Source organism: Parvivirga hydrogeniphila (assembly GCF_023371205.1).
GTDB lineage: Bacteria > Actinomycetota > Coriobacteriia > Anaerosomatales > Anaerosomataceae > Parvivirga > Parvivirga hydrogeniphila.
The window spans coordinates 220,022-245,753 of record NZ_JAMCCO010000002.1 but is presented as its reverse complement, the minus strand read 5'-3'; the positions used below and the strand labels follow the sequence as shown (position 1 = coordinate 245,753).

The window sequence follows — 25,732 nt, the reverse complement described above, 5'->3', positions numbered from 1 at the left end:
CGCGAGGACATCCGTCGTCTGGAGGAACGTATGCGCACCATCCGAGTCGGGCTCGTGGGTCTCGGCACCGTCGGCAGCGGCGTGGTCGAGATCTTCCGACGGCATCGCGACGACTTCGTCACGCGGGCCGGCGTCGACGTCGTGCTTGCGCGGTTCGCCGATCGCAATCCTGAGCGGTTCGCCGAGCTCGGTCTGCCGGCCGAGGCGTGCACCACTGATGCAGCCGATCTTCTCGCAGACCCCGGTCTCGACATCGTCATCGAGCTCATCGGGGGGACCGGTGCGGCGCGCGAGGTGGTGCTCGGCGCGCTCAAGGCCGGCAAGAGCGTCGTCACCGCCAACAAGGCGCTCATGGCCGCGCACGGGCAGGAGGTCATGGCGGCCGCCGAGCAGGCAGGCGTCGACATCATGTTCGAGGCGGCGGTGGGCGGCGGCATCCCCATCATCTTGCCGCTCAAGCGCTCGCTCGTGAGCAACGAGATCGAGGCGGTGTACGGCATCGTCAACGGCACCACCAACTACATCCTCACGCGCATGGCCGAAGACGGGCTCGACTACGCGCAGGCGCTCGCAGAAGCGCAAGCGCGCGGGTACGCCGAGGCCGATCCGACCGCGGACGTGGATGGCCTGGACGCCGCCGCCAAGATCGCCATCCTCGCATCGATCGCGTTCAACTCGCGGGTGACGTTCAGCCAGGTCCCAGCGGAGGGCATCCGCTCGATCGAGCCGGTCGACATCGGGTACGCAGCGGAGATGGGGTACGCGATCAAGCTCTTGGCCGTCGCACGTCGGACGCCTGGGGGCATCGACGTACGCGTGCATCCGGCGATGATACGCGCCGACCATCCGCTGGCGAAGGTCTCTGGCGTGTACAACGCCATCTACGTGGTCGGCGACTCGGTGGGCGAGACGATGTTCTTCGGCGAGGGCGCAGGCTCGCTGCCGGCCGCCTCTGCGGTGGTCGGCGACGTGATCGAGGTCGCGCGGCACATGCAGACGGGCTGCGTCGCGCTCGTGGGCTGCACCTGCTCCGAGGACTTGCCAGTGCGCGAGCTCGGCGAGCTCGTCACGGGGTACTACGTCAGGCTGCACGTCTTGGACGAGCCGGGCGTGCTGGCGTCTGTCGCCGCGGTCTTCGGCAAGCACGGCGTCTCGCTCGCGTCAGTGATCCAGAAGCGCGCGGTCGGCGATGCGTCTGCTGAGATCGTGTGGCTCACCCACGAGGCCTCGGAACGCGCGGTGCGAGCGGCCCTCGACGAGATCGCGGGCCTCGAGAAGGTCGAGGCCGTCGCCAGCGTGATCAGGGTGGAGCGCCTGTGAACGGACCGGCGAGAGCCACCGCGAGCGTTCCGGCCACCTCGGCGAACCTCGGGCCTGGGTTCGATGCGTTCGCGCTCGCGCTCGATCTCAGCGACGTCTTCGAAGCCGAGCTCGCCGACGAGTGGACGGTGGAAGTCGCGGGAGAGGGCGAAAGCGAGCTCGCGCGCGACGAGCGCAACCTCGTCGTGGTGGCGGCGAAACGCGTCTTCGATGCGGTGGGGTTCCGCGGCGCTGCGCACGTCCGCTGCCAGAACCGGATCCCCGTCGGCAAGGGCCTCGGCTCGTCGGCTGCCGCGATCGTCGGCGGGCTGCTGCTCGCGGACGGGCTTGTCGGCGCAGGTCTCTCGGCTCGCGAGATACTGCAGCTCGCGAGCGGGATCGAGGGACACGCCGACAACGCGGCCGCGGCGCTTCACGGCGGCTTCGTGATAGCGCATCGCGAGGCCGATGGGTTCGTGGCTGAGCACTTCGAGCCGGCGATCGGCCTGGCCGTCATCGCGGCGCTGAGCGAGCGCGAGCTGCCCACGGCCGAGGCGCGGCGAGCGCTGCCCGCCACGGTGCCGCACGCTGACGCGGCCGCGAATGCGGCCCGGGCGGCGCTGTTCGCCCTCGGCGTGGCCACGGGGCGGCGGGAGCTCGTGCGTGCGGGGGCGGAAGACTTCTTGCACGAACGGTACCGCGCTGCGCTCGTCCCCGACGCAGGGGCGACGCGCGCCGCGTTGCTGGCGGCCGGTGCCGACGCGGCGGTCCTGTCAGGTGCGGGGCCGACGGTGCTCGGCATCTTCACCGGTTCGGACGACGCGGACGCCCTTGAGCGAGCACGGAGCGCAGCGGGGAGCCTGAAGCTCCCCCCTGGACGCCGCGCGCTCGTGATGAGCGGAGACCGGCACGGGGCGTCTGTCCACGCTGCGCGCTGAAGGAGGACGTGTGCCTGCCGAACGCCCGCTTGCGAGCCGCATCGGTATCACGCTTGTCGTGCTCGCGAGCGGGTACGCTGCGGCCGCGGCTGCGACAGCGGGCCCGCAGTGGTCGCTCGGCGCGGCGCAGACCGCCGGATTCCCGGCCGTCGTGCTGTTCGCCATCGGTGTCGTCTGGCCGTACGCAGGACTGCTCGTGTGGCTGTGCCTGCTTCCGCTGTTCGACGCGGTGGTCCTCGGCCCTGCCGGGCTGCCCCTCACCCCGGGACATGCGGCGCTTGCGGGCGCGCTCACGGGATGGGTCGTCCGCTCGCTCGGGCGCGGTCCTGAGCTGCCGAAGGCGGCAGCGCCGCTGCTCGCCGCGTTGGCCGCACTGCCCGTCGCGGGCCTCCTCTCGGCTGCAGGTTCGCCCGACCCGGCGCTCACCGTTGCGACGAGTGCACGTCTCGTGCTGATGTGGGGAATCGCGGCGATGGTCGCGAGCGCCGCTTCAAAGCCGCGCAGGGCCGGCGCGGTGCACGCCGTTCTGGTCGTGGTCGGGTGCGCGATGGCCGGGGTCGCGTTCGTGCAGCTGCTCTTCCCGGGCCTCGGGATCGGCCGCGCTGCCGTGCAAGGGCTGAGCCTCTCCAACGAGATCGTCCGTCCCGCAGCGTTCTTCCGCGACCCGAACTTCCTGGGCGGTTACCTCTCGGCGTGCGCGGTCGCTGCAGCTGCGTTGGCTGCGCATGCCAGGCGCGCGCGCGAGGCGCTGCCGTGGCTGGCCGGTGCAGGCGTGTGCGCAGCCGGCGTGCTCGTGACGGCGTCGCGATCTGCGCTCGTCGGCCTTGCGATCGGGGCGCTGTTCGTCGTGGCGACTGCGCCTCCGAAGCGCCGGAACGTCCTGGCCGCTGCGCTGCTCGTCGTCGTCCTCGCGGCCGCCCCGTTCGTTCCGAGAAGCGTGTACGGGCGGATGGCACAGCTCCTGCAGCCAGCGAGCGCGACTTCGCTTTCCACGCGCTACCTCATGGCGCTGTCCGACGCGCGCATGTTCGTGGAGCACGCGCCTGCTGGGATCGGGCTAGGTGCGCACGATACCGTGTACCCGGCCTACCGCCTTCCCGGAGCGCTGCCGCGCATCACGCATCCGCACCAGGTCCCGGTGTCGTTCGTCGCGGAGACCGGGCTCGTGGGACTGCTCGCGCTCGCGGCGTGCTTCGCGGCCGCCGTCGCCGCCGGTCGCCGGATGGCTCGCGCCGGATGGCAGCCGTACGCCGCTGCCGCGTCAACGGCGACGCTCGTCCTGGTCGTAGAGTCCCTCTTCCAGTACTATCTGTTCTTCGAGTACCTGTGGATCTGGTTCGGCCTGTTCGCGGCCGCAGCGAGCTTCAAGGAAGCGAGCGTCCGATGACCGAGCGACAACCCGACGAGCGTTCGTGGGACGCGGTGGTCCGACGCGAGTGGTGGGTCCCTCTCGTGGTGGTGCTGATCGGAGCTTCGCTTGCGCTCGCGTTCGCCAGCCGGCCTGGCACGCCGATGTACGAAGCCGAAGCGGTCATCGCGATCGATTCGAGCTTCTTGCAGAAGTACCCCGACCTGCCGAGGCCGGACCACGTGATGCGAGAAGCGCAGAAGGACAGCGTCGTGGCGCGCGTGGCCGAGGCGTCCGGCGTGGCTACCGAGGCGCTCAAGGCGGGGCTCGCGGTCTACACGCTCGACGATCCCCAGAGCCGTCTGGTCGTGCGGTTCCGTTCGCGCAACGAGAGCGAGGCGGTGCAGGCAGCGACGGCCGCAGCCACCGTTCTTGCCGAGCGGGCCATCGAGATGGGCGGTGCGGAGATACGCGCTCTCGAGCAGCGCATCGAGGACACGGACAAGAGCCTGACAGCGGTGCGCGCCATCGACAACCGTACCTCTGGCCGGCGGACCGCGGAGCTGTCGCTCGACATCGTCGCCACCCAGTGGCAGATGCGCATGAAGCTGTACGAGGACAAGCTCGCTCTCAGGCAGATGCGGTCCACCTACTACTACAACGGCAACGTTTCTGCGAAAGACGTCGCACCGGCCCGCCGCCGGGGCTCGTCCGTCGCGACCGCGTCGCTTCTGGGGCTCGTGCTCGGGCTGGTTGCGGCCGCTGTCCGGGAAGCCATGTGGCTCAAGGCGACGAACGGCTCGGCTGCCCGCGCGTGAGATCCCACTTGACGCAAGCGGCCCCGTTCTGGGAACAATAGACGCACGTCCCCGCTCCCATGTCCCCCTCACACCGCGTGCGACCGGGAGGATTCCGTGACCGACCGCTTCCCGATCATCATCGTGCAGGTATCCGATCTGCATCTCGGCTCGCAGTACCACATACCGAGCTTGGCGACGCGCGTGGTCGACGAGATCAACGAACTTGCACCGGACGCGGTCGTGGTCACGGGGGACCTCACGGACATGGGGTTCCGGCAGGAGTTCAAGGCCGCCAAGCGGCTCCTTTCGCGCATCCGCGTGTCGCGGATGATGGTGCTGCCAGGCAACCACGACGCGCGCAACGTGGGCGACATGCACTTCGAGGAGCTCTTCGGCGCGCGCTCGAACGAGATCGCGTTCGACGGCGTGCGGATCGTCGGTCTCGACTCGTCGGAACCCGACCTGGACACGGGCCGCGTCGGTCGTGAGCGCTACCGGTGGATCGAGGAGCGCTTCTCGGAGCCGGAGGAGTTCAAGATCGCCGCGCTCCACCACCACCTGCTCCCGGTGCCAGGAACGGGACGCGAGCGCAACATCGTGCACGACGCGGGCGACCTGCTTCGCGTCCTCACCAACTGCGGATGCGACATGGTGCTGTGCGGGCACAAGCACGTCCCGAACGTGTGGAGGCTCGAAGAGATGGTCGTCGTCAACGCCGGCACCGCGTGCACCTACCGCCTGCGCGGCAAAGCGAAGGCGTGCTACAACATCGTGGAGATCCACGAGAGCCGCGTGAAGGTCGTCCTGAAGCGCCCCTTCGACGCGCCTGAGGTCGTCGCCGACTTCCCGCGCGCGACGCGCACCGTCGAAGTCCCGCGCCGTGCGGCGGTCTCCCGAACCGAGGAGGGCTGACGTGAGCACGGTCGTGGCTCTCATCGACGGTGAGCACTATCCGCCGGTCGTCCGCTCGGCGCTCGCCGCGCTGTCTTCCGAGTTCGATGTGGTCACGGCGGCGTTCGTCGGCGGAACGGAGAAGGTCGACGCCGGTCACGACGAGGTCTACGGCGTCCCGGTGATCCGCGCGGCATCGGCCGCCGAAGCGCTGGAAGCTGCCATCGAGCGGTACCGGCCGCACGCCGTGGTGGACCTCTCGGACGAGCCGGTCCTCTCTGCCGACGATCGGTTCCGGCTGGCGTCGATCGCGCTCGCGCACGGCGTGGAGTACCGCGGCGCGGACTTCACCTTCTCGCCGCCGCGCGCCAAGCTCGACTTGCGGACGCCGGCTTTGGCGATCATCGGCACGGGGAAGCGCGTCGGCAAGACGGCGGTCTCGGCCCACGTCGCGCGGCGGCTGAAAGAGCGCGGCGTCGACGTCGTGGTGGTGGCGATGGGCAGGGGAGGCCCCGTGGCCCCCGAGCTCATCCGGGGAGACGAGATCGAGCTCACCACCGCCGATCTGCTCAAGCTCGCGAGGCAGGGCAAGCACGCGGCTTCGGACAACTACGAGGACGCGATGATGAGCCGGGTCACCACCGTGGGATGCCGCCGGTGCGGCGGAGGGCTCGCTGGCGAGACGTTCTTCAGCAACGTCGCGGAAGGCGCACGGCTCGCGGACACCCTCGGCAAGGACGTCGTGGTCCTCGAAGGCTCCGGCGCCGCCATCCCGCCGGTCGCGGCTGACGCGACGCTGCTCGTGGTCGGCGCTGGCCAGGGGCCGCGGTACGTGGAGGGGTACTTCGGGCCGTTCCGCCTCGCGCGGGCCCACGGCGTCGTCGTGGCCGGAGCAGAAGAGCCGGTCGCGTCCGCGGAAGAGACAGACGCGCTCGTCGCATCGATCGAGCGGCTGCGCCCGGGCGTCCCGGTGGTGCGTGTGGTCTTCCGGCCGCGCCCCCTGGAGCCCATCGAGGGCGCGAGGGTCTTCTTCGCGTCCACTGCGCCCGCTGCACTGCTGGAGCACCTTGCGCGGCACCTGGAGGCAACGTACGGCTGCACCGTGATCGCCGCAAGCCCCAACCTCTCGAACCGGGCTCGACTGCGGGAAGACGTCGCAGCGGTGGCGGGCAGGGCAGACGTGTTCGTCACCGAGCTCAAGGCCGCGGCCGTCGACGTCGTCGCTGCTCTCGGAGAGGAGATGGGCATCAAGACGGTGCTCGCCGACAACGTTCCAGAGCCCGTCGGCGACGACGATCTCGATGGCCTCATCGTCGCGCTTGCCGAGCAGGCCCGTCAGCGCGGTGGAAAGGGCGGTGCGTGACGATGCCGCCTTCCGTCCCGCCGATCCTCATCAAAGACGAGAAGCACGGGCTTCCCTACAGCCGCGGGCTCATGACGCAGTCGTTCACCGCGACCGGCCTGTCGCCGGCGCGCGCGTACGTGGCCGCCCAGCGCCTGCAAGACGAGCTCGTCGAGCGAGGCGTCCGGCAGATCACGCTGCATGAGCTCCAAGAGATGGCGGAGCGCGTCTTGCGCGAGCACGCAGGAGCCGAGTACGCGGACCGCTACGTGAAGCTCATCGAGCTCTCGAAGCTGGAGCGGCCGCTCGTGATCATGATCGGCGGCACCACCGGCGTGGGCAAGTCCACCATCGCCACGGAGATCGCTCACCGGCTCGGCATCACGAGGATCGTGTCGACGGATTCCATCAGAGAGGTCATGCGTGGTATCTTTGCACGGGAGCTCATGCCGGCGATTTACGAATCCTCGTTCAACGCGTGGCGCGGGCTCCGGGTTCCAGTGCCTCACGGGGCGAATCCGGTCATCGTCGGCTTCCGGGAGCAGACCGCAGTCGTCGCGACCGGCGTGCGTTCGCTCGTGGAGCGCGCCACCATCGAAGGCGAGAGCGTCGTGGTGGAGGGCGTGCACATCGTCCCCGGGTACATCGAACCTTCGCAGTTCTCCAACGCGGTCGTCGTCCAGATCCTGATCACGGTCGACGACGAAGAGGCGCACAGGAGCCGCTTCTACATCCGCGAGATACAGACGGACGGCACCAGGCCGTTCGAGAAGTACCGGGCGAACTTCGGGAACATCCGGCTGCTCGGAAGGTACATCGAGGACCTGGCGGTGGAGCACGGGATCCCCATCGTGCACAGCCACCAGCTCGACAAGACGGTGGCCGAAGTGCTGGAGCTGATCGTGAACGCCGCGATCAGAAGCGACGAGGAGAGAAGGCCCCGCGAAGCGGGCGAGACGCACGAAGGAGCGCACACGGCATGAAGTTCTTCCTGGACACAGCAGATATCGGCGAGATCGAAGAAGCGGCCTCGTGGGGCGTGCTGGCGGGGGTGACGACCAACCCGACGCTGTACGCGAAGATCGGGGGACGGCTCTCGGACTTCCACGCGCACATCAAGCGCATCTGCGAGATCTGCGACGGTCCCGTCTCGGCTGAGACGGTCTCGCTCGATCGCGAAGGGATCGTGCGCGAGGGCGAGGAGCTCGCTGCCATCGCGCCGAACGTCGTCGTGAAGGTGCCGGTGATGCCCGAGGGGCTCGCCGCCACCAAGACGCTTGCCGAGCGCGGGATCGCCGTGAACATGACGCTGTGCTTCACGGTCCCGCAGGCGCTCATGGCGGCACGCGCAGGCGCCCGGTACGTCTCGCCGTTCGTCGGACGCTTCGATGACATCTCCGAAGACGGCCTCGAGCACCTGGGCAACATCGTGGCCGCGCTGCGCAACTACGTCTTCGAGCACGAGGTCGAGGTCATCGCTGCGTCGATCCGCCACAACCAGCACGTCGTCGCGGCGGCCCTCATGGGGGCCGACATCGCGACCGTGCCGTTCGCCGTGCTGCAGAAGCTCGTGAAGCACCCGCTGACCGATAGAGGCCTCGAGGCCTTCCTTGCCGACTGGGAGAGAGTGAAGAACGCATGAGCGCACGCCCCCGCAAGCGCGGACGCCGAAGCGGCGCACCGCAGGAAGTCGCACCGTCTGTCACCCGCGAAGAGCTCGCGTCCAAGACCGTGGCCGAGCTCCGGCAGATGGCAGCGGAGCTCGACGTCGACACGAAGGCGCTGAAGAAGAAAGACGAGATCGTCGAGGCGGTCTACGAAGCCAAGGTCCGCGCCGAGGGCTTCGTCGAGGTCCACGGGATCCTCGACGTCCTGCCAGAGGGCTACGGCTTCCTGCGCACGAGCGGGTACTTGCCGGGCGACAAGGACGTCTACTGCTCGATGTCGCTCATCCGCAAGCACGACCTCAGGCGCGGCGACATGGTGCATGGCCAGGTGCGTCCGCCGCGCGAGTCCGAGAAGTACCCGGCGCTCATCAAGGTCGATCGCGTGAACGGCCGCGATCCGGAGGAGGCGCGCAGCCGCAAGGACTTCCGCGACCTCACGCCGGTCTATCCTGACCAGCGGCTGCGGCTGGAGCACGGGCCCCAGTTCATCACAGCGCGCGTCATCGACCTCGTGGCGCCGATCGGCAAAGGCCAGCGCGGGCTCATCGTCTCGCCGCCGAAGGCGGGCAAGACGACTGTGCTCAAGGACATCGCTGCGGCGATCACCGCCAACAACCCCGAGGTCTACCTGATGTGCCTGCTCGTGGACGAGCGTCCCGAGGAAGTCACCGACATGGAGCGCTCCATTAACGGCGAGGTCGTGTCGTCGACCTTCGACATGCCGAGCGAGAACCACATCGCCGTCGCGGAGCTCGTCCTCGAGCGCGCCAAACGGCTCGTCGAGAGCGGCTACGACGTGGTGATCCTGCTCGACTCGATCACGCGTCTCGCCCGTGCGTACAACCTGGCGACGCCGGCGTCCGGCCGCATCCTCTCCGGCGGCGTGGACTCGACCGCGCTGTATCCGCCCAAGCGGTTCTTCGGCGCCGCGCGCAACATCGAGAACGGCGGATCGCTTACCATCCTCGCCACCGCGCTCGTCGACACGGGCTCGAAGATGGACGAGGTCATCTTCGAGGAGTTCAAGGGCACCGGCAACATGGAGCTTCGCCTCGACCGGAACATGGCCGACCGGCGCATCTTCCCGGCCATCGACGTGGTGGCCTCCGGCACGCGCAAGGAGGAGCTGCTGCTCGATCCGATGGAGGCGCCGTTCGTGTGGGGCCTTCGCCGGATCCTGCACGGCGTCGACTCGCCCGAGCGCGCGCTCGAGATGCTCATCAAGGGGCTCAAGCAGACCTCGTCGAACATGGAGTTTCTCACGAAGATGGCCAAGCGCGCCGAGGACAAGCGGGTCACGAACGGCATCGACCTGTAGGGGCGTGCGGGGAGCGGCCGTGACCGCGCGCGAGAGACGAAAGACCGAGGCGCGCCGGCGCCGCGTCCTTGGCGCGCTGGAGCGGATGAAGGCTATGGGCGGCAAGTACCCGCTGCTCGATCGGAGGCCGGGGCTGGAAATCCTGCGCGAGCTCAGGCGGCTTGACGGCGCGGCGGCAGGCGACGAAAGTGGCGCCCGGAGCCTCGACGAGGGGTGAGGGCGGGGCCGTCTTTCTCAACGCGATGGGCTTCTGTGACGAGTCGGGCGTCGCGATTCCTCCTCTCACGTCGAACATGGTCCTTGCCCCGGCGCGCTGGTGCGAGACCCTAGCGGCTTGCTGCTCGATGCGCACGCCTCTGCGTGTGGCGAGGCGCTGAGGGCGTCTCTCGTGAGCGCGAACTGGCGTATGGCGCAGTGTATTGTCAAGCCCGGCTTACATTTCGAGTCTGCAAGAAGCAGCCAGCGCTGTTGCTATAGCCCCAGGTATGCGCGGGGATGAATTCGCGTCCCAGACTTTCCCGCCGAAACTTGTAGAAGGGCGAGCCGCTGTGCTACAAGTGCGCTAGACGGTCTGGCGTCGGTGCGGGGGGGCCGTCCTAAACAGGGGGAGGGAATCGATGAGCGTATCCGGCAGGGCTTCGTCTCGGGCCATCTCGCGACTCGTCTTGTGCACGACGCTCGCAGCAGTCATGGCAGTCACGCCGCCGCTTCGGCTTGTTGCAGCGACGCGCGGAGTTTTCAGCACGAAGGGTCCGCGCGGAGCCTGGGCGAGCGAGGCGGTTGCTGCAGAGTCAACTACCAGATATGAATCATCCGACCCGCTCATCGCCTATGCCGGCACCTGGACCGATGTTGCCGACGCTTCTGCATCCGGGGGGTCGGTCCGCACCACGAACGCGGCCGGTTCTGCTCTGGCTGTGTTCCAGGGCACCGCCGTGGTGGTTGTTGCGTCGAAGGGGCCGGCCTACGGCATCATGACCGTCGCGATCGACGGAGGCAGTCCGGTCAACGTGGACCTGTACTCGGCATCCGCGAGCTATCAGCAGGCGGTCTACACGTCGCCCGTGCTCGCCGAGGGCACTCACACGGTGGTGATTGCGTGGACCGGTCTCAAGAACAAGAAGGCCACCGGAACGACGATCAACATAGACGCGCTCGACGTCACCGGCACGCTGGCACAGGCGCCAACCCCCGCTCGCTACGAATCGAATGACGCGCGCATCGCTTTCTCTGGAGCATGGACGGACGTGGTCGATGCAGCGGCGTCTGGTGGATCATACCGGATGACGAACGCGACCGGTTCGTGCACGCTGACGTTCGATGGCACGAAGGCGCAGGTGCTGGCCGCCCGAGGTCCTGCCAACGGCATCATGAATGTCTCTCTCGACGGAACCTCTCCGGTGCCCGTCGACCTCTATGCTAGCTCCCCGGCGTATCAGCAAGCCGTCTACAGCACACCGGACCTTCCGCTTGGCAGACACACGCTGACAATCTCGTGGACCGGGACGAAGAACAGGAAAGCGTCGTCCACGGCGATCAACGTGGACGCATTCGATGTGACTGGCAGTCTGCCGCCCAGGGTCGTCCGTGTCAGCGGGATTCTGTCTGCCGACGCGACCTGGACTCCCAATGCCGTATGGGTCGTAGATCAGACGGTAATTGTTCCAGAGGGTCGCCGGTTGGCGATCGTGGCTGGGACTGTAGTCAAGTTTGCGCCCTCCACCAACGGCTATACGTCATCAACATCAGGCATCAAAGTCCTCGGGACGCTCGATGCCCGCGGCACGGCCGACGCCCCCATCGTCTTCACGTCCATCAAAGACGACTCGGTGGGCGGCGACACCGACAACGCGGTCGCCACGCCTGCGCCGAAGGACTGGGGCGGCGTCGGCTTCACCGGGGCCGCGTCGAGCGGAAGCGTCCTTGCGAACGCCGAGATCCGCTACGCCGGCTGGCAGTGGGTCTTCGACGCGTACAACCGCTACACCGTCATGCCCATCGAAGACGGGGCCGCTCCAGACATCCACGACCTGACGATCCGCGACTGCGGCAACAGCGGGATGCGGATCGCCGCCGCCTCCCCGGCGATGTCGCGCCTTGCGATCCGCGGCTGCGACACCGGCATCGAGGTGCAGTCCGGATCGCCATCGGTCACGGACTCGGCGCTGTCGAACAACAGGTACTATGGTGTGCACATCACCAGCGGCGGACCGTCTCTGAAGCGCAACTTCATACTCCGCAACGGCTACGCAGGCATCTACGTTAGCGGTCCCGGCGTTACCGCTCGCATCAACTACAACGACATTTATGGCAATGGGGCTTCCGGCGTCGTCAACCTCGTCGCCCCTGCCGGCAGCCCCATCGACGCTCTGCGCAACTATTGGGGTCGGGTTTCTGGCCCCCGGGACGTAGAATTCACGTATGCCCAATGCGAACCATGGCTTTGGAGCCCTTTCGCGACACCGAAGAGCGCTCAAGTACTGGGTGGGAGGACTCCGTGCGGCCGCTGGGGCGAGCCGGTGAACACCTCCACGGGCAACTTCTACTACCAGGCCGTGGACCTCACGTTGCCCGGTGTGGGTCCCGCCATCATTGTCGGCCGGACGTACAACCACCAAGATGCCCAGTTGCGGACCGTGCTCGGATATGGGTGGATGCTCGACAGCGAGTCGTACGTGCAGCAGCAAGATGATGGGTCAGCGCTCGTGGTGTATCCCGGAGGCGCGCGCAAGACTTTCTCCCCGGACGGCGCAGACGGCTACGTCCCCCCACAGGGGACGCTCGAGAAGCTCGCAGCGCGCTCAGGCGGCGGCTGGACGCTGACGTACCTCGATGGCACCGTCAACACGTACGCGCCGAACGGCTCTCTGCTAAGCGTGACGGACCGCTATGGAAATACGGTCACCTACACGCGCAACTCTCTTGGCGCGGTCACGCGCATCGAAGGTGCAGGCGGGCGGTTCGTGAACTTCACCTACACAGGCGACCTGCTCACCAAAGTCGTCGACAACGCCGGCCGCCAGGTGACGTACGCGTACTCGACATCCGGCGACCTGCTCGCCGTCACAGACACTGCTGGCAGCACGACGCGCTACACGTACGACGATCAGCACCGCATCGTCGCAGTCGCGTCGCCCAAGCACCCGTCCACTCCTTTCGTCTCGCACACGTACGATGCCGAGAACCGCGTGGCGGTACAGCACGACGGCTACGGCAATACTGGCACGCTGTCGTACGCCGAAGGCGCGACGACGATCACCAACAACCGGGGCTACATGCAGGTCCACGCCTTCGACAGCGAGTTCCGCCTCACTGCCGAGACTGATGGAGCGGGCAATACGACGCGCCGGACGTATAACTCCGCAGGTCTCGTGGAGAGCGTGACGGACGCCAACGGCCACAGGAAGGCCTTCACCTACGACGCCAACGGGAACCGCACGAGCGCAACCGACGCTGCGGGTCACACGACGCGCGCGGCGTACGACCTGTCCAACAACAACATCCGGTGGGAAGAAAACGCCGAGGGCGTTCGGACGACCTACACATACGACTCTACCGGGACCTACCTTGAGCGGGTCTCGAATCCGGTCTTCGAAATCGTCTACGGCCACTTCGCGAATGGCCTCGTCTCGGAGATGACGCTTGCTGGTGCCACCACGCGATACTCGTACGACGCCGCGGGACGGCTGACGAGCGTCACCGATCCGCTGGGAGGGGTCTCTGCGTTCACCTACGACGCCGCCGGCAACCTTCTCTCCACCACCGACCCCATGGGGCGCGTAGCACGCTTCACCTACGACGCCGCGGGCCGGGTGCTCACAGCCACCGACCCGGCGGGCGGGGTAACGCGTTTCGCGTACGATGCGAACGGCAACCGCACCTCTATCACCGACTCGCGCGGGAACACCACGAGGTTCAGCTACGACGTGATGGACAAGCTCTCGGGCGTGACTGACCCGCTGTCGAACACCTGGACTTACACCTACGACCCCAACTACAACCTCGCCTCGGTCACCGACCCCAAAGGCGCCACCACCCGCTACACGTACTCGGCGAACGACCTGCTTGCCGAGACCCGCGACTCGCTCGGCAACACGTGGCGCTTCACCTACGACGCCGCAGGCAACCTGCTCCGCTCCGAGCAGCCGAACGGGACCTCTGTCGCCCGCACCTACACTCCAGACGGCCTGCTCGCGCGCGCCGAGCACTCCACAGGCGAGTCGTACAGCTTCTCCTACACGCCCGCGCACCGGCTCTCCTCCGTGACCGACGCAGCCGGCCGCACGCTGTCCTTCTCCTACAACCCGGTGGGGTGGCTCACGAGGGCAGCCGACACCTCCGGCGAGCGGAGCTTCGAGACCACGTACGCCTACGATGCGGCCGGGCGCGTCACTGCGCTCGGCTCGGACGGCGCCCCCGCGATCACCTACGCCTACGACGCAGCAGGCCGCCTCACCTCCCTTGCGCTTTCCGGCTTTGGCGCCGCGACCTTCGCCTATGACGCCGCAGGCGCGCTTGTCGGCTCGAGCCTCCCGAACGGCGTCGAGACCGCCTACGCCTACGACGCCGCAGGCCGCCTCGCGAGCATCGTGACGACCACGGCCTCTGGCGCGATCGCCGAGGCCTACGCGCGGGACGCGGCAGGCAAGGTCACGTCCGATGCGGCAGGCGCCTACGCCTTCGACGCCGCAGGCCGGCTCGTCTCCTGGACCGCGCCCGGAGGTGCGGTGACGACGTACTCCTACGATGCCGCCTCCAACCTCGTCTCCGTCTCGGTCGACGGCAGCACGACGGCGAGCTTCGACGTGGACGCCGCATGCCGCATCACGAACCCCGGCTTCACCTATGACGCCGCAGGCAACCTCACCTGCGACGGCAAGCGCCGCTTCTCCTACGACGCCGCAGGGCGCCTGACCGCCGTCGTCGATGCATCCACCGGAACCACCATCGTCTCCTACGCCTACGACGCCTTCAACCGCAGGGTCTCCGCCACAGAAGGCACCGCGACCGTCTACTACCACTACGACGGGCTAAGCGCGCGCGTGATCGCCGAGACCGACGCTGAAGGCGCGATCCTCGCCTCGTACGCCTACGATGCGTCTGGTAGGCTCTTTGCGATGACGAGGGGAGGCGACACGTACTTCTACCGCCTGAACGCCCGGGGCGACGTGGTGGCGCTTACCGACTCCTCCGGCGCTATCGTCAACACGTACTCCTACGACCCGTGGGGGAATCCGCTTCCTGCGCACGAGTCCGTACCCAACCCCTACCGCTACGCGAGCTACCGCTACGATGCCGCGACCGGCCTCTATTGGTGCTGGAACCGCTATTACGCGCCTGAGCTCGCGCGGTTCCTGACGCGCGACATCTACCCCGGCGAGCTTCCCGACCCCGTGACCCTCAACCCGTACCTGTACTGCGGCGCTGACCCGGTGAACAACGTCGATCCGAGCGGGATGAATCCAGCAGTCGCCGTCCTCGGCATTGTCGCGGTGGGTGCTGCATGCATACCGGTGGTCTTACTGATCGCGTATGTTACAGGAGGTGCCTCTGTAAGAGTGCCTGCGGCCAACGAAGCTCGAGACGCGGCACGAACTGCGGGCACCCCGGAGGCAGAAGACGCCGCGAACGAGAAATGCAGACAGCTGTTCATCCAGGAGGTTCAAGACGTCGACGATGCGACGTACAGGGCAACGACAATCGAGGAATCCACGTACCAGATTCTGGGCGAGACCTTGTCGGGCAAAGAGATTCCAGGACTGCGAAAGTGAGCCGAGCTTGACGGATGGGAGCAACAAAATCAGCAAACCGCCCACAGCAAGAGGAGTACTGGCGACGCTGATTGGAATCAATGTTGCATTATTGGGGGCTGCATGGGCATGCGTTGATCATCGGGTACTCCTCGGAGCGATTCTCCTTGCCAGCGCGGCGAACGTGGCCGCTGCGTTGCATCTGGCCTTGGTGTCAAGTCAGCGGTCGCTTCGGGTTGCCGGACTTATTGGTTGCGCAATCGGCATCCTCAGCGTGATTCTGGCTGGCCTGTACCTGAGCGGGAACTGGGATTACCTGGCGGGCAGGGCGCATATGGACAAGGGCGACTATGCTGCAGCAGTCGACTGCTATGAGCGTGCTCTCGAATCCGCCGACCTAGAAGGTCTGGTCTTGGTGAACGCCCCGCTTCGTTTGCGAATGACTTCAAAGGGCATCGTGCAGGATCGACGTGTCGAGATGTACTCGGATCTCGGCTGGATTGCCTATTCCACCGGTGATCTGGCCTTGGCTCGCGGTTGGTACTCGCTCGCCATGGCGGTTGCTAAGAACGAAGCCTATGACGACGCCGTCATCAGGGAACTGGAGATGTCCTTGGCGCGTATCGAAGGAATTGAATAGCCCATCCACTGAAGACCTGGTCCGTGCCGGATCGCTCCCTGCGAGTGACAGACCCGCAGGCCAGGCCTGCGTCTTCGCTTGAACGTAGGGGCATCGGCCCGGGGTCGGCGACCCGTGGAGGGGCCGGTGCTCAATCTTCCTGCTACAACCCGAAGCGGGTGGCTTTCGAGCGCCGACGACCTCCTCGGAAGCGGCGCTTTCGTAACCGCGAGCAATACGGTTGGTGCGACCAACAATCGGGGCTCCACGCCTACGACGCCTTCAACCGCAGGGTCTCGGCCACAGAAGGCACCGCGACCGCCTGCTGCCGCTACGACGGGCTCAGCGCGCGTGATCGCCGAGACCGCCTCATCAGGCGCGATCCTCGCCTCGTACGCCTGCGATGCGTCTGGCAGGCTCTTTTCGATGAGGAGGGGAGGCGACACGCACTTCTACCGCCTGGACGCCCGGGGCGACGTGGTGGCGCTTGCCGGCTCCTCCGGCGCTGTCGTCAACGCGCATACCTCCGACCCGTGGGGCGCCCCGCTTCCTGCGCACGAGCCCCTGCCCGGCCCCTGCCGCCACGCGAGCTGCCGCTGCGACGCCCCGGCCGGCCTCTCTTGGTGCTGGAACCGCTATTACGCGCCTGCGCTCGCGCGGTTCCTGACGCGCGACATCTGGCCCGGCGAGCTTTCCGACCCCGTGAGCATGAACCCGTACCTGGTAATCCGAGCTGAATGATCGTTGTCGGCGGAACGGCCATAACCCTAAGACCCAACCATGCCGGGCGGTTTGAGTCCCGTTAAGGATACGGTAGACTGTACGTAGTAACGTATCGTATCGGAGGTGTCCTATGGCTCAACTCCGTCCGTCCACCGATGTTCGACCGGTCACTGAGTTCCGCGCGAACACGTCTGCCGTGCTTGATCAGCTGCGCGCGACCAAGCGGCCGGTGATCCTGACACAGCATGGTCGGAGCGCTGCTGTGCTGATGGATGTCGAATTGTACGAGGGGCTGCTCGACGAGATCGCACTCCTGCGGGCCGTTCGCTCCGGGGAGCAGGAGATGCTCCAAGGTGACGTTGCACCGCACGGCGAGGTCGAGGCGCGCGTGCGTGCGAGGCTCGCTCGGTGAGAGTCGTCTGGACACGCCAGGCGCAGTCGATGCTTGATGAGGCGGTCGACTGCATCGCTGCAGAGCGGCCGGCCTCCGCGCTGCGCTGGCTTGATGAGACGATGGAGCTGGTGCGCTCCCTTGAGCGTTTCCCGGACCTCGGACGTATCGTCCCTGAACTGCAGCGACCGGAGATCCGTGAAGTCCTGGTGGATCCGTATCGCGTGCTGTATCACCGGGATGAGCGGCAGGTCACGATTCTGGCCGTGCTCCACGCTCGACGTCTGTTCGAGCTCGGTGACGCGGATGACTAAGGTGGGTCTGACAAGCACTTCCAGCAGAAGCGCGTCTTCCGCGCAGTATCAGGCAAGGAAGCCGAAGCGAGGCGCGCTCCGCTGAAGCGCAACAACGTCGATGTGTCGAAGCCACACTGTTGGCGCTTGCTATAGTGGCGCAGCGGAGGTGGTGGCAGAAGGCCTTGCGTGCGCACCGGTGAAGGGTGTCCGCGTGCCATCGTCAGATAATGCCCCGAATGCCAAGAGGCGGCGTACAGTCCGCGAGCCCCTCGCCAGCCTAGCTCTCCCGCCCCTGCTTGCATTCCGTGGCGCAGGCGCTAGAATAACCACGCACTCGGGCCGTTAGCTCAGCTGGCAGAGCAGGGGACTCTTAATCCCAAGGTCATAGGTTCGATCCCTATACGGCCCACCAGCGCACACAAGGTCGGCGCGGAAACCGCCCGGCCTTTTTGCTATAGTGGTTCCTCGGCTTTGCGCCGGTGCGTGCGGGCGTGGCGGAACTGGCAGACGCGCCGGGTTTAGGTCCCGGTGAGGCGACTCGTGGAGGTTCGACCCCTCTCGCCCGCACCACGCCCCGACAGGCATCCCTGCACGACAGGAGGAGCATTGCAGACATCCGTAGAGCGCCTGGAAGGCAACCGCGTCCGGCTCACCGTCACCGTGCCGGCCGAGACTGTCGACGCGGCCATCGACGCCGCGTACAAGGAGTTCTCGAACAAGCTCAGGATCCCCGGCTTCCGCAAGGGCCGCATCCCTCGGCCGATCATCGACACGCACGTCGGCCGCGAGGCCGTGCTCGCGGACGCGCTCGAGCGGTTGATCGACGACACCTACATGCGGGCGCTCTCGCTTGAGGACCTGCATACGATGGAGCCGCCGGACACCGGCGAGCTGGACGCGCTCCAGCCTGGCCAGCCGTACACCTACACGGCGGAGGTGGCCGTGCGGCCGGAGCTCTCGCTCAAGTCCATCGACGGGCTCGTCGTGTACGCCGGCCCCGCCAAGACGAGCGAGCGGGAGATCGATGCGCAGATCGAGCACTACCGCGAGCGGTTCGCCACGCTCGAACCGGTCGACCGCGGCGTGCAGACCGGCGACTTCGTCGACCTGTCGTTCGTCGGCACCGTGGATGGCGAGCCGTACGAGGGCAACACCGTCGACCGCTACCTGTACGAGACGGGCCGCGGCCTGATGCCCGAGGAGTTCGAGCGCGCTCTCGTGGGCGCGAAGGCGGGCGAGAAGGTCGTCGCAGAGTTCGAGATCCCCGAGACGTCGTCGGTGCCCGAGTTCGTGGGCAAGCAGGCGCGGTTCGAGATCGACGTGCACGAGGTCAAGGCGAAAGTGCTGCCCGAGCTCGACGACGAGTTCGCCACCTCCGTCGGCGGATTCGACACGCTCGAGGAGCTTCGCGAGGACATCCGCCAGAAGCTCGACGGCGCGAAGGCCACCGGCCGTCAGAAGCGCATCGAGGTGCTCGCGCTGGATCTGATCTCGTCGCGCCTCGACGGCGAGGTGCCCGAGCAGCTCATCCAGAACCGCATGAACTCGATGACGCGCGAGTTCTTCGAGACCCTCGAGGAGCGCGGCATCACGCTGTCGGACTACGTCGAGGCCACCGGCGTGACGGTCGAGCAGATCCAGGCCGACATCCGCCGCCAGGCGGAGCTGCGGGTGCGCGAGGAGCTGGCGCTCGAGGCGCTGTTCCGGGCCGCGGGGCTCGCGCTCACCGACGAGGACATCGAGCAGGCGATCCTCGGCATGGCCGATGGCGACTCGGAGCAGGCGCGCCGTCTGCGCGAGCAGCTCGAAAGCGCCGGCACGCTCCCGATCCTCAAAGAGAGCATCCGTCAGACCAAGGCGTTCGAGTGGCTCATGGCGAACCTCGAGGTGAAAGACGAGGAGCCGCCTGCCGAACAGCCGGCGGAAGAGAAGCCGAAGAAGCGGCGCGCCAAGAAGGAGAAGGCCGCCGACAAGGAGGGATCCGCGGAATGATGCCGGATGCCAAGGGGCTCGTCCCTATCGTCGTCGAGCAGACCGCGCGCGGCGAGCGCTCGTTCGACATCTTCTCGCGCCTGCTGAACGACCGCGTGGTCTTCCTCGGGCACGAGATCGACGACGTCGTCGCGAACCTCGTCATCGCGCAGCTGCTGCACCTGGAAAGCGAAGACCCCGAGAAGGACATCAGCCTGTACATCAACTCGCCGGGCGGGTCGGTGACGGCCGGGTTGGCCATCTATGACACGATGCAGTACATCCGCTGCGACGTGTCCACCATCTGCATCGGCCAGTGCGCGTCGATGGCGGCCGTCCTGCTCGCCGCGGGCGCTGCGGGAAAGCGCTACGCGCTTCCGCACAGCCGCATCCTCATCCACCAGCCGTGGGGCGGCGCGCAGGGCCAGGTGACGGACATCGAGATCCAGGCCAAAGAGCTCCTGCGCATGCGCGCGCAGCTCGACGAGATCCTGGCGAAGCACACCGGGCAGCCGGTGGAGAAGATCCACGTGGACACCGAGCGCGACAACATCATGATCGCGAGCGAGGCCAAGGAGTACGGCCTCGTGGACGCCGTCATGGAGACGCGCGAGAAGAAGGTCGAGGGATAAGGCTCGATGGACCGACCCGAAGGCACCGAGCAGCTCCACTGCTCCTTCTGCGGCAAGCCGCAGCACCAGGTCCGCAAACTGATCGCCGGGCCTGGCGTCTACATCTGCGACGAGTGCGTCGATCTGTGCAACGAGATCGTCGACGAGGACGTCGTGCACGGGGAGCAGCACTTCACGCCAGAGGACCTGCCGACGCCGAAGGAGATCATGGCGATCCTCGACGAGTACGTCGTCGGGCAGGACCTCGCGAAAAAGACGCTGTCGGTGGCCGTCTACAACCACTACAAGCGCATCCGTTGCAAACCGTGCGACGGTGCTGAAGACGTTGAGATCGCCAAGAGCAACATCCTGCTCTTAGGGCCGACGGGATGCGGAAAGACGCTGCTCGCGCAGACGCTCGCACGCATCCTGAAGGTGCCGTTCGCGATCGCCGACGCCACCACGCTCACGGAGGCCGGCTACGTCGGCGAAGACGTCGAGAACATCTTGCTCAAGCTGATAACGGCAGCGGACTTCGACGTGGAGAAGGCCGAGGTCGGCATCGTCTACATCGACGAGATCGACAAGATCGCCCGGAAGGCGGAGAACCTCTCGATCACGCGCGACGTCTCCGGCGAGGGCGTGCAGCAGGCGCTGCTCAAGATCCTGGAAGGCACCGAGGCGGCCGTGCCGCCGCAGGGCGGCCGCAAGCACCCGCAGCAGGAGCTCATCCGCATCGACACGACGAACATCCTGTTCATCGTCGGTGGCGCCTTCGTCGGGCTCGAGAAGATCGTCGCCGACCGCATCGGCAAGAAGGGTGTGGGGTTCGGCGCCGAGCTCACCGATTCCCGGACGCACGACACCGGCACGCTGCTCGCGCAGGTGCTGCCCGAGGACCTCCACAAGTTCGGGCTCATCCCCGAGTTCGTCGGCCGCATCCCGGTGATCGCGCACGTAGAGGAGCTCACCGAGGACGATCTCGTCCGGATCCTGACGGAGCCGAAGAACGCGCTCGTCAAGCAGTACCAGCGCCTGTTCGCGCTCGAAGGGGTCGAGCTCGTCTTCACCGATGAGGCGCTCCGGGAGGTCGCGGTTCAGGCGATCAAGCACGGCACCGGCGCGCGCGGCCTGCGATCGATCCTCGAGTCGCTGCTGCTCGACCTGATGTACGAGCTGCCGGGCCGGACCGACGTGCTGAGCGTGACGGTCACGGCCGAGGCAGTGCGCGGCGAAGCCGAGCCGGTGCTCGAGATCGGAGACCTCAGGCGCGACGCATCAGCGTGAGCGCACGCGCAAGCGGGCGCTCGTCAGAGCCCCGCAGGTTCGCCGGTTCTCTCAGGCACGGCCTTCCAGGATGGCCTTTGCGCGGTCGACCTGGCTCGGGTAGAGGTCGGCGGGCACGCCTTCGCGCCCGAGGACCTCGGCGACCATGTAGCGTGCGCACTGCGAGCTGTCGCCGCGGCAGTACCGCTGCTTGATGATGTTCGCCATCGACGGCATGTCTGCCATCTGGTCGTTGAAGAAGGGGCACGTCGCGAGACGCTTGCAGTCGGCCACGAGGCACCTCCGATGTCGGGGTCTTGTGTCATGTGAAGGATAGCCCTACGTCGACGTCTTGCGCAAGTATTCACATGCACGAAGTGCCGTGGAGGTGGCGCGCGCGTCCTGCTGCGGCGCTGCTCGCCTTCGCGTAGAATCTGCACCACCAGGACGGAAGGGAACGCAGATGAGCGAGATGCCGAAGGCATACGATCCGAAGGCGGTCGAGCCGCGGGTGCTCGAGCGCTGGTTCGAGGGAGCGTTCTTCACGCAGCCGGTCGTCGAAGGGAAGCGGCCGTTCACGATCGCGATACCGCCCCCCAACGTCACCGGCTCGCTCCACATGGGACACGCGCTCAACAACACGATCCAAGACGTGCTCATCCGCCGATCGCGCATGACGGGCCGACCGACGCGCTGGATCTTAGGCACCGACCATGCCGGCATCGCCACGCAGAACAAGGTCGAGCAGAAGCTCGCCAAAGAGGGCCTCTCGCGCTACGACGTGGGGCGCGAGCGGTTCGTGGAGCTGTGCTGGGAGTGGCGTGCGGAGCACGGGTCGACCATCGTGAGCCAGCTTAAAGCGATGGGCTGCTCCTGCGACTATTCGGACGAGCACTTCACGATGGACCCGGACTACCAGCGGGCGGTGAAAAAGGTCTTCGTCGACCTGTTCAACGAGGGGCTGATCTACCGCGGCAAGCGCATCATCAACTGGTGCCCGCGGTGCGCAACGGCGCTCTCCGACATCGAAGTCGAGCACGAGGAGCTGGACAGCCACCTCTGGCACATCAAGTACCCGCTGAAGGAGCCCGTGGCGGGTCGCGACCACGTGGTGGTGGCGACCACGCGGCCCGAGACGATGCTCGGCGACACCTGCGTCGCGGTGCACCCGGACGATGACCGCTACCGCGAGCTCGTTGGCGCTACCGTCGTGCTGCCGTTGCTCGGCCGAGAGATACCGATCGTCGCTGACGCGTACGTCGACCCCGCGTTCGGCACCGGGGCCGTGAAGGTCACCCCCGCGCACGACCCTAACGACTTCGAGATCGCCGAGCGGCACGGCTGCGAGAAGATCAACGTGCTCACGGCGGACGCCCGCATCACCGAGGCGGGAGGGCCGTACGCGGGGCTCGACCGGTTCGAAGCGCGCACGCGGGTGGTTGCGGACCTCGAAGCGCAGGGGCTGCTCGTGCGGGTGGACGACCACGTGCACTCGGTCGGCCACTGCTACCGGTGCCACACCGTGGTGGAGCCGTGGCTGTCGGACCAGTGGTTCGTGGACATGAAGCCGCTCGCGGAGCCTGCCATCGCCGTGGTCCGTGAGGGGCTCGTGCGTTTCAGCCCGGAGCGCTGGGCGAACGTGTACTACCACTGGATGGAGAACATCCGCGACTGGTGCATCTCGCGGCAGCTGTGGTGGGGCCACCAGATCCCTGTCTTCTACTGCGACGCCTGCGGCGAGATGACGGCGAGCGTGGAGGACCTCGACTCCTGCCCGAAGTGCGGCGGGCCGGTGCGGCAGGACCCGGACGTGCTCGACACGTGGTTCTCTTCTGCGCTGTGGCCGTTCGCGACGCTCGGATGGCCGGACGACACGCCCGAGCTCGCGTACTTCTACCCGACGACGGTGCTCTCGACCGCGCGCGACATCCTGTTCCTGTGGGTGGCCCGCATGATCATGCAAGGGCTGAAGTTCGTCGGCGACGTCCCGTTTTCCGAGGTCATCATCCATCCGACGGTGTTCAACGCCGAAGGCAAGCGCATGAGCAAGTCGCTCGGCACGGGCGTGGACCCGCTCGACCTCATGGAGTCGTACGGCGCCGACGGGATGCGGTTCGGACTCATGCTGCAGACCACGGGCAACCAAGACATCCGGTTCTCAGAGGAGAAGCTCCAGAGCAGCCGCAACTTCGCGAACAAGATCTGGAACGCGAGCCGCTTCGTGCTGATGAACCTCGGCGAAGCATACGAGCCAGGGCCGCCTCTCGCGGACACGGTCGCGGACCGGTGGATCCTGTCGCGGCTGGCTGCGCTCGCCGACGCGGTCGATCGCGGGCTTGACGCGGAAGTCGCGCGCGCCGCAGGCGAGGAGCCGTTCCAGTTCGGCGAGGTCGCGCGCGCGTTGTACGACTTCTTCTGGAGCGAGTTCTGCGACTGGTACATCGAGCTCAGCAAGCCGCGTCTCGCAGCGGGCGGCGAGACCGCGCTGGTCGCGCAACGGAACCTCGTGTTCGTGCTCGACAAGGCGCTTCGCCTCCTCCATCCGATGATGCCGTTCATCACCGAGGAGATCTGGGGCAGGTTGCCGCTTCCCGAGCACGACGCTGCGCCTGCGCTCATGGTGGCGGCCTGGCCGAGCGGGCTTCAGCGCTTCCGCGACGAGGAGGCCGAGTCCTCGATGCGCGTGCTGCAGGAGCTCGTCACCGAAGTGCGGGCGATCCGCGCGCGGTACGCGATCCCGCCGAAGGCGCGCATCGCCGCGATCGTGCGCGCGTCCGGCGCCGACGCGATGCTCGTGGAGTCGCAGCGCCACTACCTGCATGACCTCGCAGGCGTGGAGGACCTCGTGATCGACGCTGCTGCCGAGCGCCCACCGCACGCGGCCGTCGCGGTGGCTGCGGGCATGGAGGTCTTCGTCCCGCTCGAAGGCGTGGTGGACCTCGCCGCCGAGCGCGACCGCGTCGCGCGCGAGCTGGCGAAAGCGGAAGCCGAGCTCGACCGGCTCACGAAGAAGCTCACGAACGAGAACTTCCTCGCGAAAGCCGATCCGCAGGTCGTCGAGAAGGACCGCGCGCGAGCCGCCGAGCTCGCGCAGACGGTCGGGCGGCTTGCAGAGCAGCTGGCTGCGCTCGCGGACTGAGGCTGCCTGCGGTGTCGCGCAGCTACGAAGAGGTCGTCGGGGAGCTTGAGCGGGCGCTGAAGTTCGGCATCAACCCGTCGCTCGACGGCATCCAGGCGCTCGCAGACGCGCTCGGACGGCCCGAGCGGGCCTACCGGGCGGTGCAGGTCACCGGCACGAACGGCAAGACCTCGGTCACGCGCATGACGGCCGCGCTGCTCGCCGCGCACGGCGCGCGCTCGGGCGCGTACACGAGCCCGCACCTCGTGCGCTACGAGGAGCGCGTCGAAGTCGACGGCGAGCCCGTCGCGCCGTCGGTGTTCGCCGAGGGCGTGTCGGTCGCGTTGGACGCCGCCGACCGCGTGGCTGCGGGGGCCGCAGAAGCGCTCGGGCTCGACGCCGGCGGTGCGCTCGCGCAGTTCACGGAGTTCGAGATCCTGACGGCAGGCGCGCTTCGGATCTTCGCGCGGACCGGGGTCGATTGGGCGGTGCTCGAAGTCGGCATGGGCGGCCGGTGGGACGCCACCAGCGTCGTGTCCCCGCAGGTGGCCGTGATCACGGGCGTCGCGCTCGATCACACCGACAGGCTGGGCGCGACGCGGGAGGAGATCGCCGCCGACAAAGCGCACGTCATCAAGCCGGGAAGCATCGCCGTGCTCGGGCCAGGCTGCGCGGGCGTCGAGCACGTCTTGTTCGAGCGGGCGCTTTCCTGTGGAGCGCCGACAGTCCGCGTCGGGCAAGGCGAGGACGACGTCGCGTGGAGCGTGCGCTCCCGTCCGCGAGCGCTCGGCGAGCCGCTCGTGCTCGATGTCTTCGGTGCGGAGGGCACCTACCGCGCGATCGAGCTCGTAGCGCCCACGTACCAAGCGCCGAACGTCGCGACGGCCGTGGCGGCCGCAGAAGCGGCGCTCGGTCCGCTCGACGAGCGCGCGGTGCGCGCGGCGTTCGCCGGGCTGCGGCTTCCTGGACGATTCCAGGTGCTCGACCCCAGCGTGCCGCTCGTCGTCGACGGCGCGCACAATCCTGAGGCGGCCGGCGTGCTCGCTGATGCTGTCCGCGAGCTCATGCCGGGTGCGCCGGTGGTGGTGCTCGGCGTGATGGCGGACAAGGATGCGCGCGGTATCGTCGACGCGCTCGTGCCCGTCGCGCGCGGGTTCGTCTGCACGCGCAGCGTCTCGCCGCGCGCCCTGGATCCCGCTGAGCTCTCGCGGCTCGTGAGCGAGGCGGGCGGGGCGGTCTACGCGGTCGAGTCCTCCGTCGCGACCGCGGTCGAGGCGGCGCGCCTGCTCTCTTCCTCGGGCGTGCTGTGCACCGGGAGCCTGTACGTCGCAGGCGAGGTCGTCGCCTCGTATCCCGCGAGCAGCCAGCGGTAGGCCGCCACCAG

At 67.4% G+C, this 25,732-nt stretch carries 20 protein-coding genes, 2 tRNA genes and 1 pseudogene; 22 read left to right on the top strand and 1 reads right to left on the bottom strand.

Going from position 1 to position 25,732, the window contains the following annotated elements; translation table 11 throughout:
• Nucleotides 1-30 precede the first annotated feature (30 nt).
• From MX659_RS06775 to clpX, 20 genes and pseudogenes are all read left to right on the top strand, one after another.
• The gene (locus MX659_RS06775) at nucleotides 31-1,320 is read left to right on the top strand and encodes a homoserine dehydrogenase (RefSeq protein WP_267192714.1); all 1,290 of its coding nucleotides are present in this window, start codon (nucleotides 31-33) and stop codon (nucleotides 1,318-1,320) included.
• On the top strand, nucleotides 1,317-2,237 hold the full coding sequence (gene thrB, locus MX659_RS06770; protein ID WP_267192713.1) for a homoserine kinase: 921 nt from the start codon (nucleotides 1,317-1,319) through the stop codon (nucleotides 2,235-2,237). The genes MX659_RS06775 and thrB overlap by 4 nt, the downstream gene beginning before the upstream one ends.
• A gap of 10 nt (nucleotides 2,238-2,247) precedes the next feature.
• Nucleotides 2,248-3,624, top strand: coding sequence for an O-antigen ligase family protein (locus MX659_RS06765; protein WP_267192712.1), 1,377 nt, complete (start codon nucleotides 2,248-2,250; stop codon nucleotides 3,622-3,624).
• Entirely contained in the window at nucleotides 3,621-4,403 is a 783-nt protein-coding gene (locus tag MX659_RS06760; protein WP_267192711.1) for a hypothetical protein, read from the top strand. Before MX659_RS06765 ends, MX659_RS06760 begins: the two co-directional genes overlap by 4 nt.
• Nucleotides 4,404-4,499: 96 nt before the next feature.
• A complete protein-coding gene (locus MX659_RS06755; RefSeq protein ID WP_267192710.1) occupies nucleotides 4,500-5,297 on the top strand; it encodes a metallophosphoesterase family protein in 798 nt (265 codons plus the stop codon).
• A 1-nt stretch (nucleotide 5,298) separates the two neighbouring features.
• Complete coding sequence (locus MX659_RS06750) at nucleotides 5,299-6,639, top strand: DUF1611 domain-containing protein (protein WP_267192709.1); 1,341 nt, start codon at nucleotides 5,299-5,301, stop codon at nucleotides 6,637-6,639.
• 2 nt (nucleotides 6,640-6,641) lie between these two features.
• Nucleotides 6,642-7,601, top strand: coding sequence for an ATP cone domain-containing protein (locus tag MX659_RS06745; protein WP_323745509.1), 960 nt, complete (start codon nucleotides 6,642-6,644; stop codon nucleotides 7,599-7,601).
• Nucleotides 7,598-8,260: a fructose-6-phosphate aldolase gene (fsa, locus tag MX659_RS06740; protein WP_267192707.1), complete on the top strand. Its 663-nt coding sequence runs from the start codon at nucleotides 7,598-7,600 to the stop codon at nucleotides 8,258-8,260. The genes MX659_RS06745 and fsa overlap by 4 nt, the downstream gene beginning before the upstream one ends.
• Nucleotides 8,239-9,603 (top strand): annotated as a pseudogene (rho, locus tag MX659_RS06735) (transcription termination factor Rho); the annotation flags it as partial. The gene fsa and the pseudogene rho, both read left to right, overlap by 22 nt.
• A gap of 19 nt (nucleotides 9,604-9,622) precedes the next feature.
• Nucleotides 9,623-9,820 carry a hypothetical protein gene (locus tag MX659_RS06730; protein WP_267192706.1) on the top strand — a complete coding sequence of 66 codons (198 nt, stop codon included), beginning with the start codon at nucleotides 9,623-9,625 and terminating at the stop codon, nucleotides 9,818-9,820.
• Between the two features lie 400 nt (nucleotides 9,821-10,220).
• The gene (locus MX659_RS06725) at nucleotides 10,221-15,374 is read left to right on the top strand and encodes an RHS repeat-associated core domain-containing protein (RefSeq protein ID WP_267192705.1); all 5,154 of its coding nucleotides are present in this window, start codon (nucleotides 10,221-10,223) and stop codon (nucleotides 15,372-15,374) included.
• 7 nt (nucleotides 15,375-15,381) lie between these two features.
• Nucleotides 15,382-15,993, top strand: coding sequence for a tetratricopeptide repeat protein (locus MX659_RS06720; RefSeq protein ID WP_267192704.1), 612 nt, complete (start codon nucleotides 15,382-15,384; stop codon nucleotides 15,991-15,993).
• A 405-nt stretch (nucleotides 15,994-16,398) separates the two neighbouring features.
• Complete coding sequence (locus MX659_RS06715; RefSeq protein ID WP_267192703.1) at nucleotides 16,399-16,713, top strand: hypothetical protein; 315 nt, start codon at nucleotides 16,399-16,401, stop codon at nucleotides 16,711-16,713.
• A 112-nt stretch (nucleotides 16,714-16,825) separates the two neighbouring features.
• On the top strand, nucleotides 16,826-17,107 hold the full coding sequence (locus MX659_RS06710; protein WP_267192702.1) for a type II toxin-antitoxin system Phd/YefM family antitoxin: 282 nt from the start codon (nucleotides 16,826-16,828) through the stop codon (nucleotides 17,105-17,107).
• Nucleotides 17,104-17,400 carry a type II toxin-antitoxin system RelE/ParE family toxin gene (locus MX659_RS06705; RefSeq protein ID WP_267192701.1) on the top strand — a complete coding sequence of 99 codons (297 nt, stop codon included), beginning with the start codon at nucleotides 17,104-17,106 and terminating at the stop codon, nucleotides 17,398-17,400. The genes MX659_RS06710 and MX659_RS06705 overlap by 4 nt, the downstream gene beginning before the upstream one ends.
• Before the next feature lie 318 nt (nucleotides 17,401-17,718).
• Nucleotides 17,719-17,794: transfer RNA gene (locus tag MX659_RS06700), tRNA-Lys, on the top strand.
• 73 nt (nucleotides 17,795-17,867) lie between these two features.
• Nucleotides 17,868-17,952 (top strand) — tRNA-Leu (locus MX659_RS06695).
• Between the two features lie 36 nt (nucleotides 17,953-17,988).
• Nucleotides 17,989-19,374: a trigger factor gene (tig, locus tag MX659_RS06690; RefSeq protein ID WP_267192700.1), complete on the top strand. Its 1,386-nt coding sequence runs from the start codon at nucleotides 17,989-17,991 to the stop codon at nucleotides 19,372-19,374.
• Entirely contained in the window at nucleotides 19,371-19,985 is a 615-nt protein-coding gene (clpP, locus tag MX659_RS06685) for an ATP-dependent Clp endopeptidase proteolytic subunit ClpP (RefSeq protein WP_267192699.1), read from the top strand. The genes tig and clpP overlap by 4 nt, the downstream gene beginning before the upstream one ends.
• Before the next feature lie 6 nt (nucleotides 19,986-19,991).
• Nucleotides 19,992-21,251 (top strand): ATP-dependent Clp protease ATP-binding subunit ClpX, encoded by a 1,260-nt coding sequence (clpX, locus tag MX659_RS06680; RefSeq protein WP_267192698.1) that lies wholly within the window; start codon nucleotides 19,992-19,994, stop codon nucleotides 21,249-21,251.
• A 51-nt stretch (nucleotides 21,252-21,302) separates the two neighbouring features.
• Here clpX and MX659_RS06675 read toward each other — a convergent pair whose 3' ends face one another.
• Entirely contained in the window at nucleotides 21,303-21,524 is a 222-nt protein-coding gene (locus MX659_RS06675; protein ID WP_267192697.1) for a hypothetical protein, read from the bottom strand.
• Nucleotides 21,525-21,693: 169 nt separating this feature from the next.
• On the opposite strand from MX659_RS06675, the gene MX659_RS06670 reads away from it, so the two are divergent.
• On the top strand, nucleotides 21,694-24,369 hold the full coding sequence (locus MX659_RS06670; protein WP_267192696.1) for a valine--tRNA ligase: 2,676 nt from the start codon (nucleotides 21,694-21,696) through the stop codon (nucleotides 24,367-24,369).
• A gap of 11 nt (nucleotides 24,370-24,380) precedes the next feature.
• Entirely contained in the window at nucleotides 24,381-25,721 is a 1,341-nt protein-coding gene (locus MX659_RS06665; protein WP_267192695.1) for a bifunctional folylpolyglutamate synthase/dihydrofolate synthase, read from the top strand.
• Nucleotides 25,722-25,732: the final 11 nt, after the last annotated feature.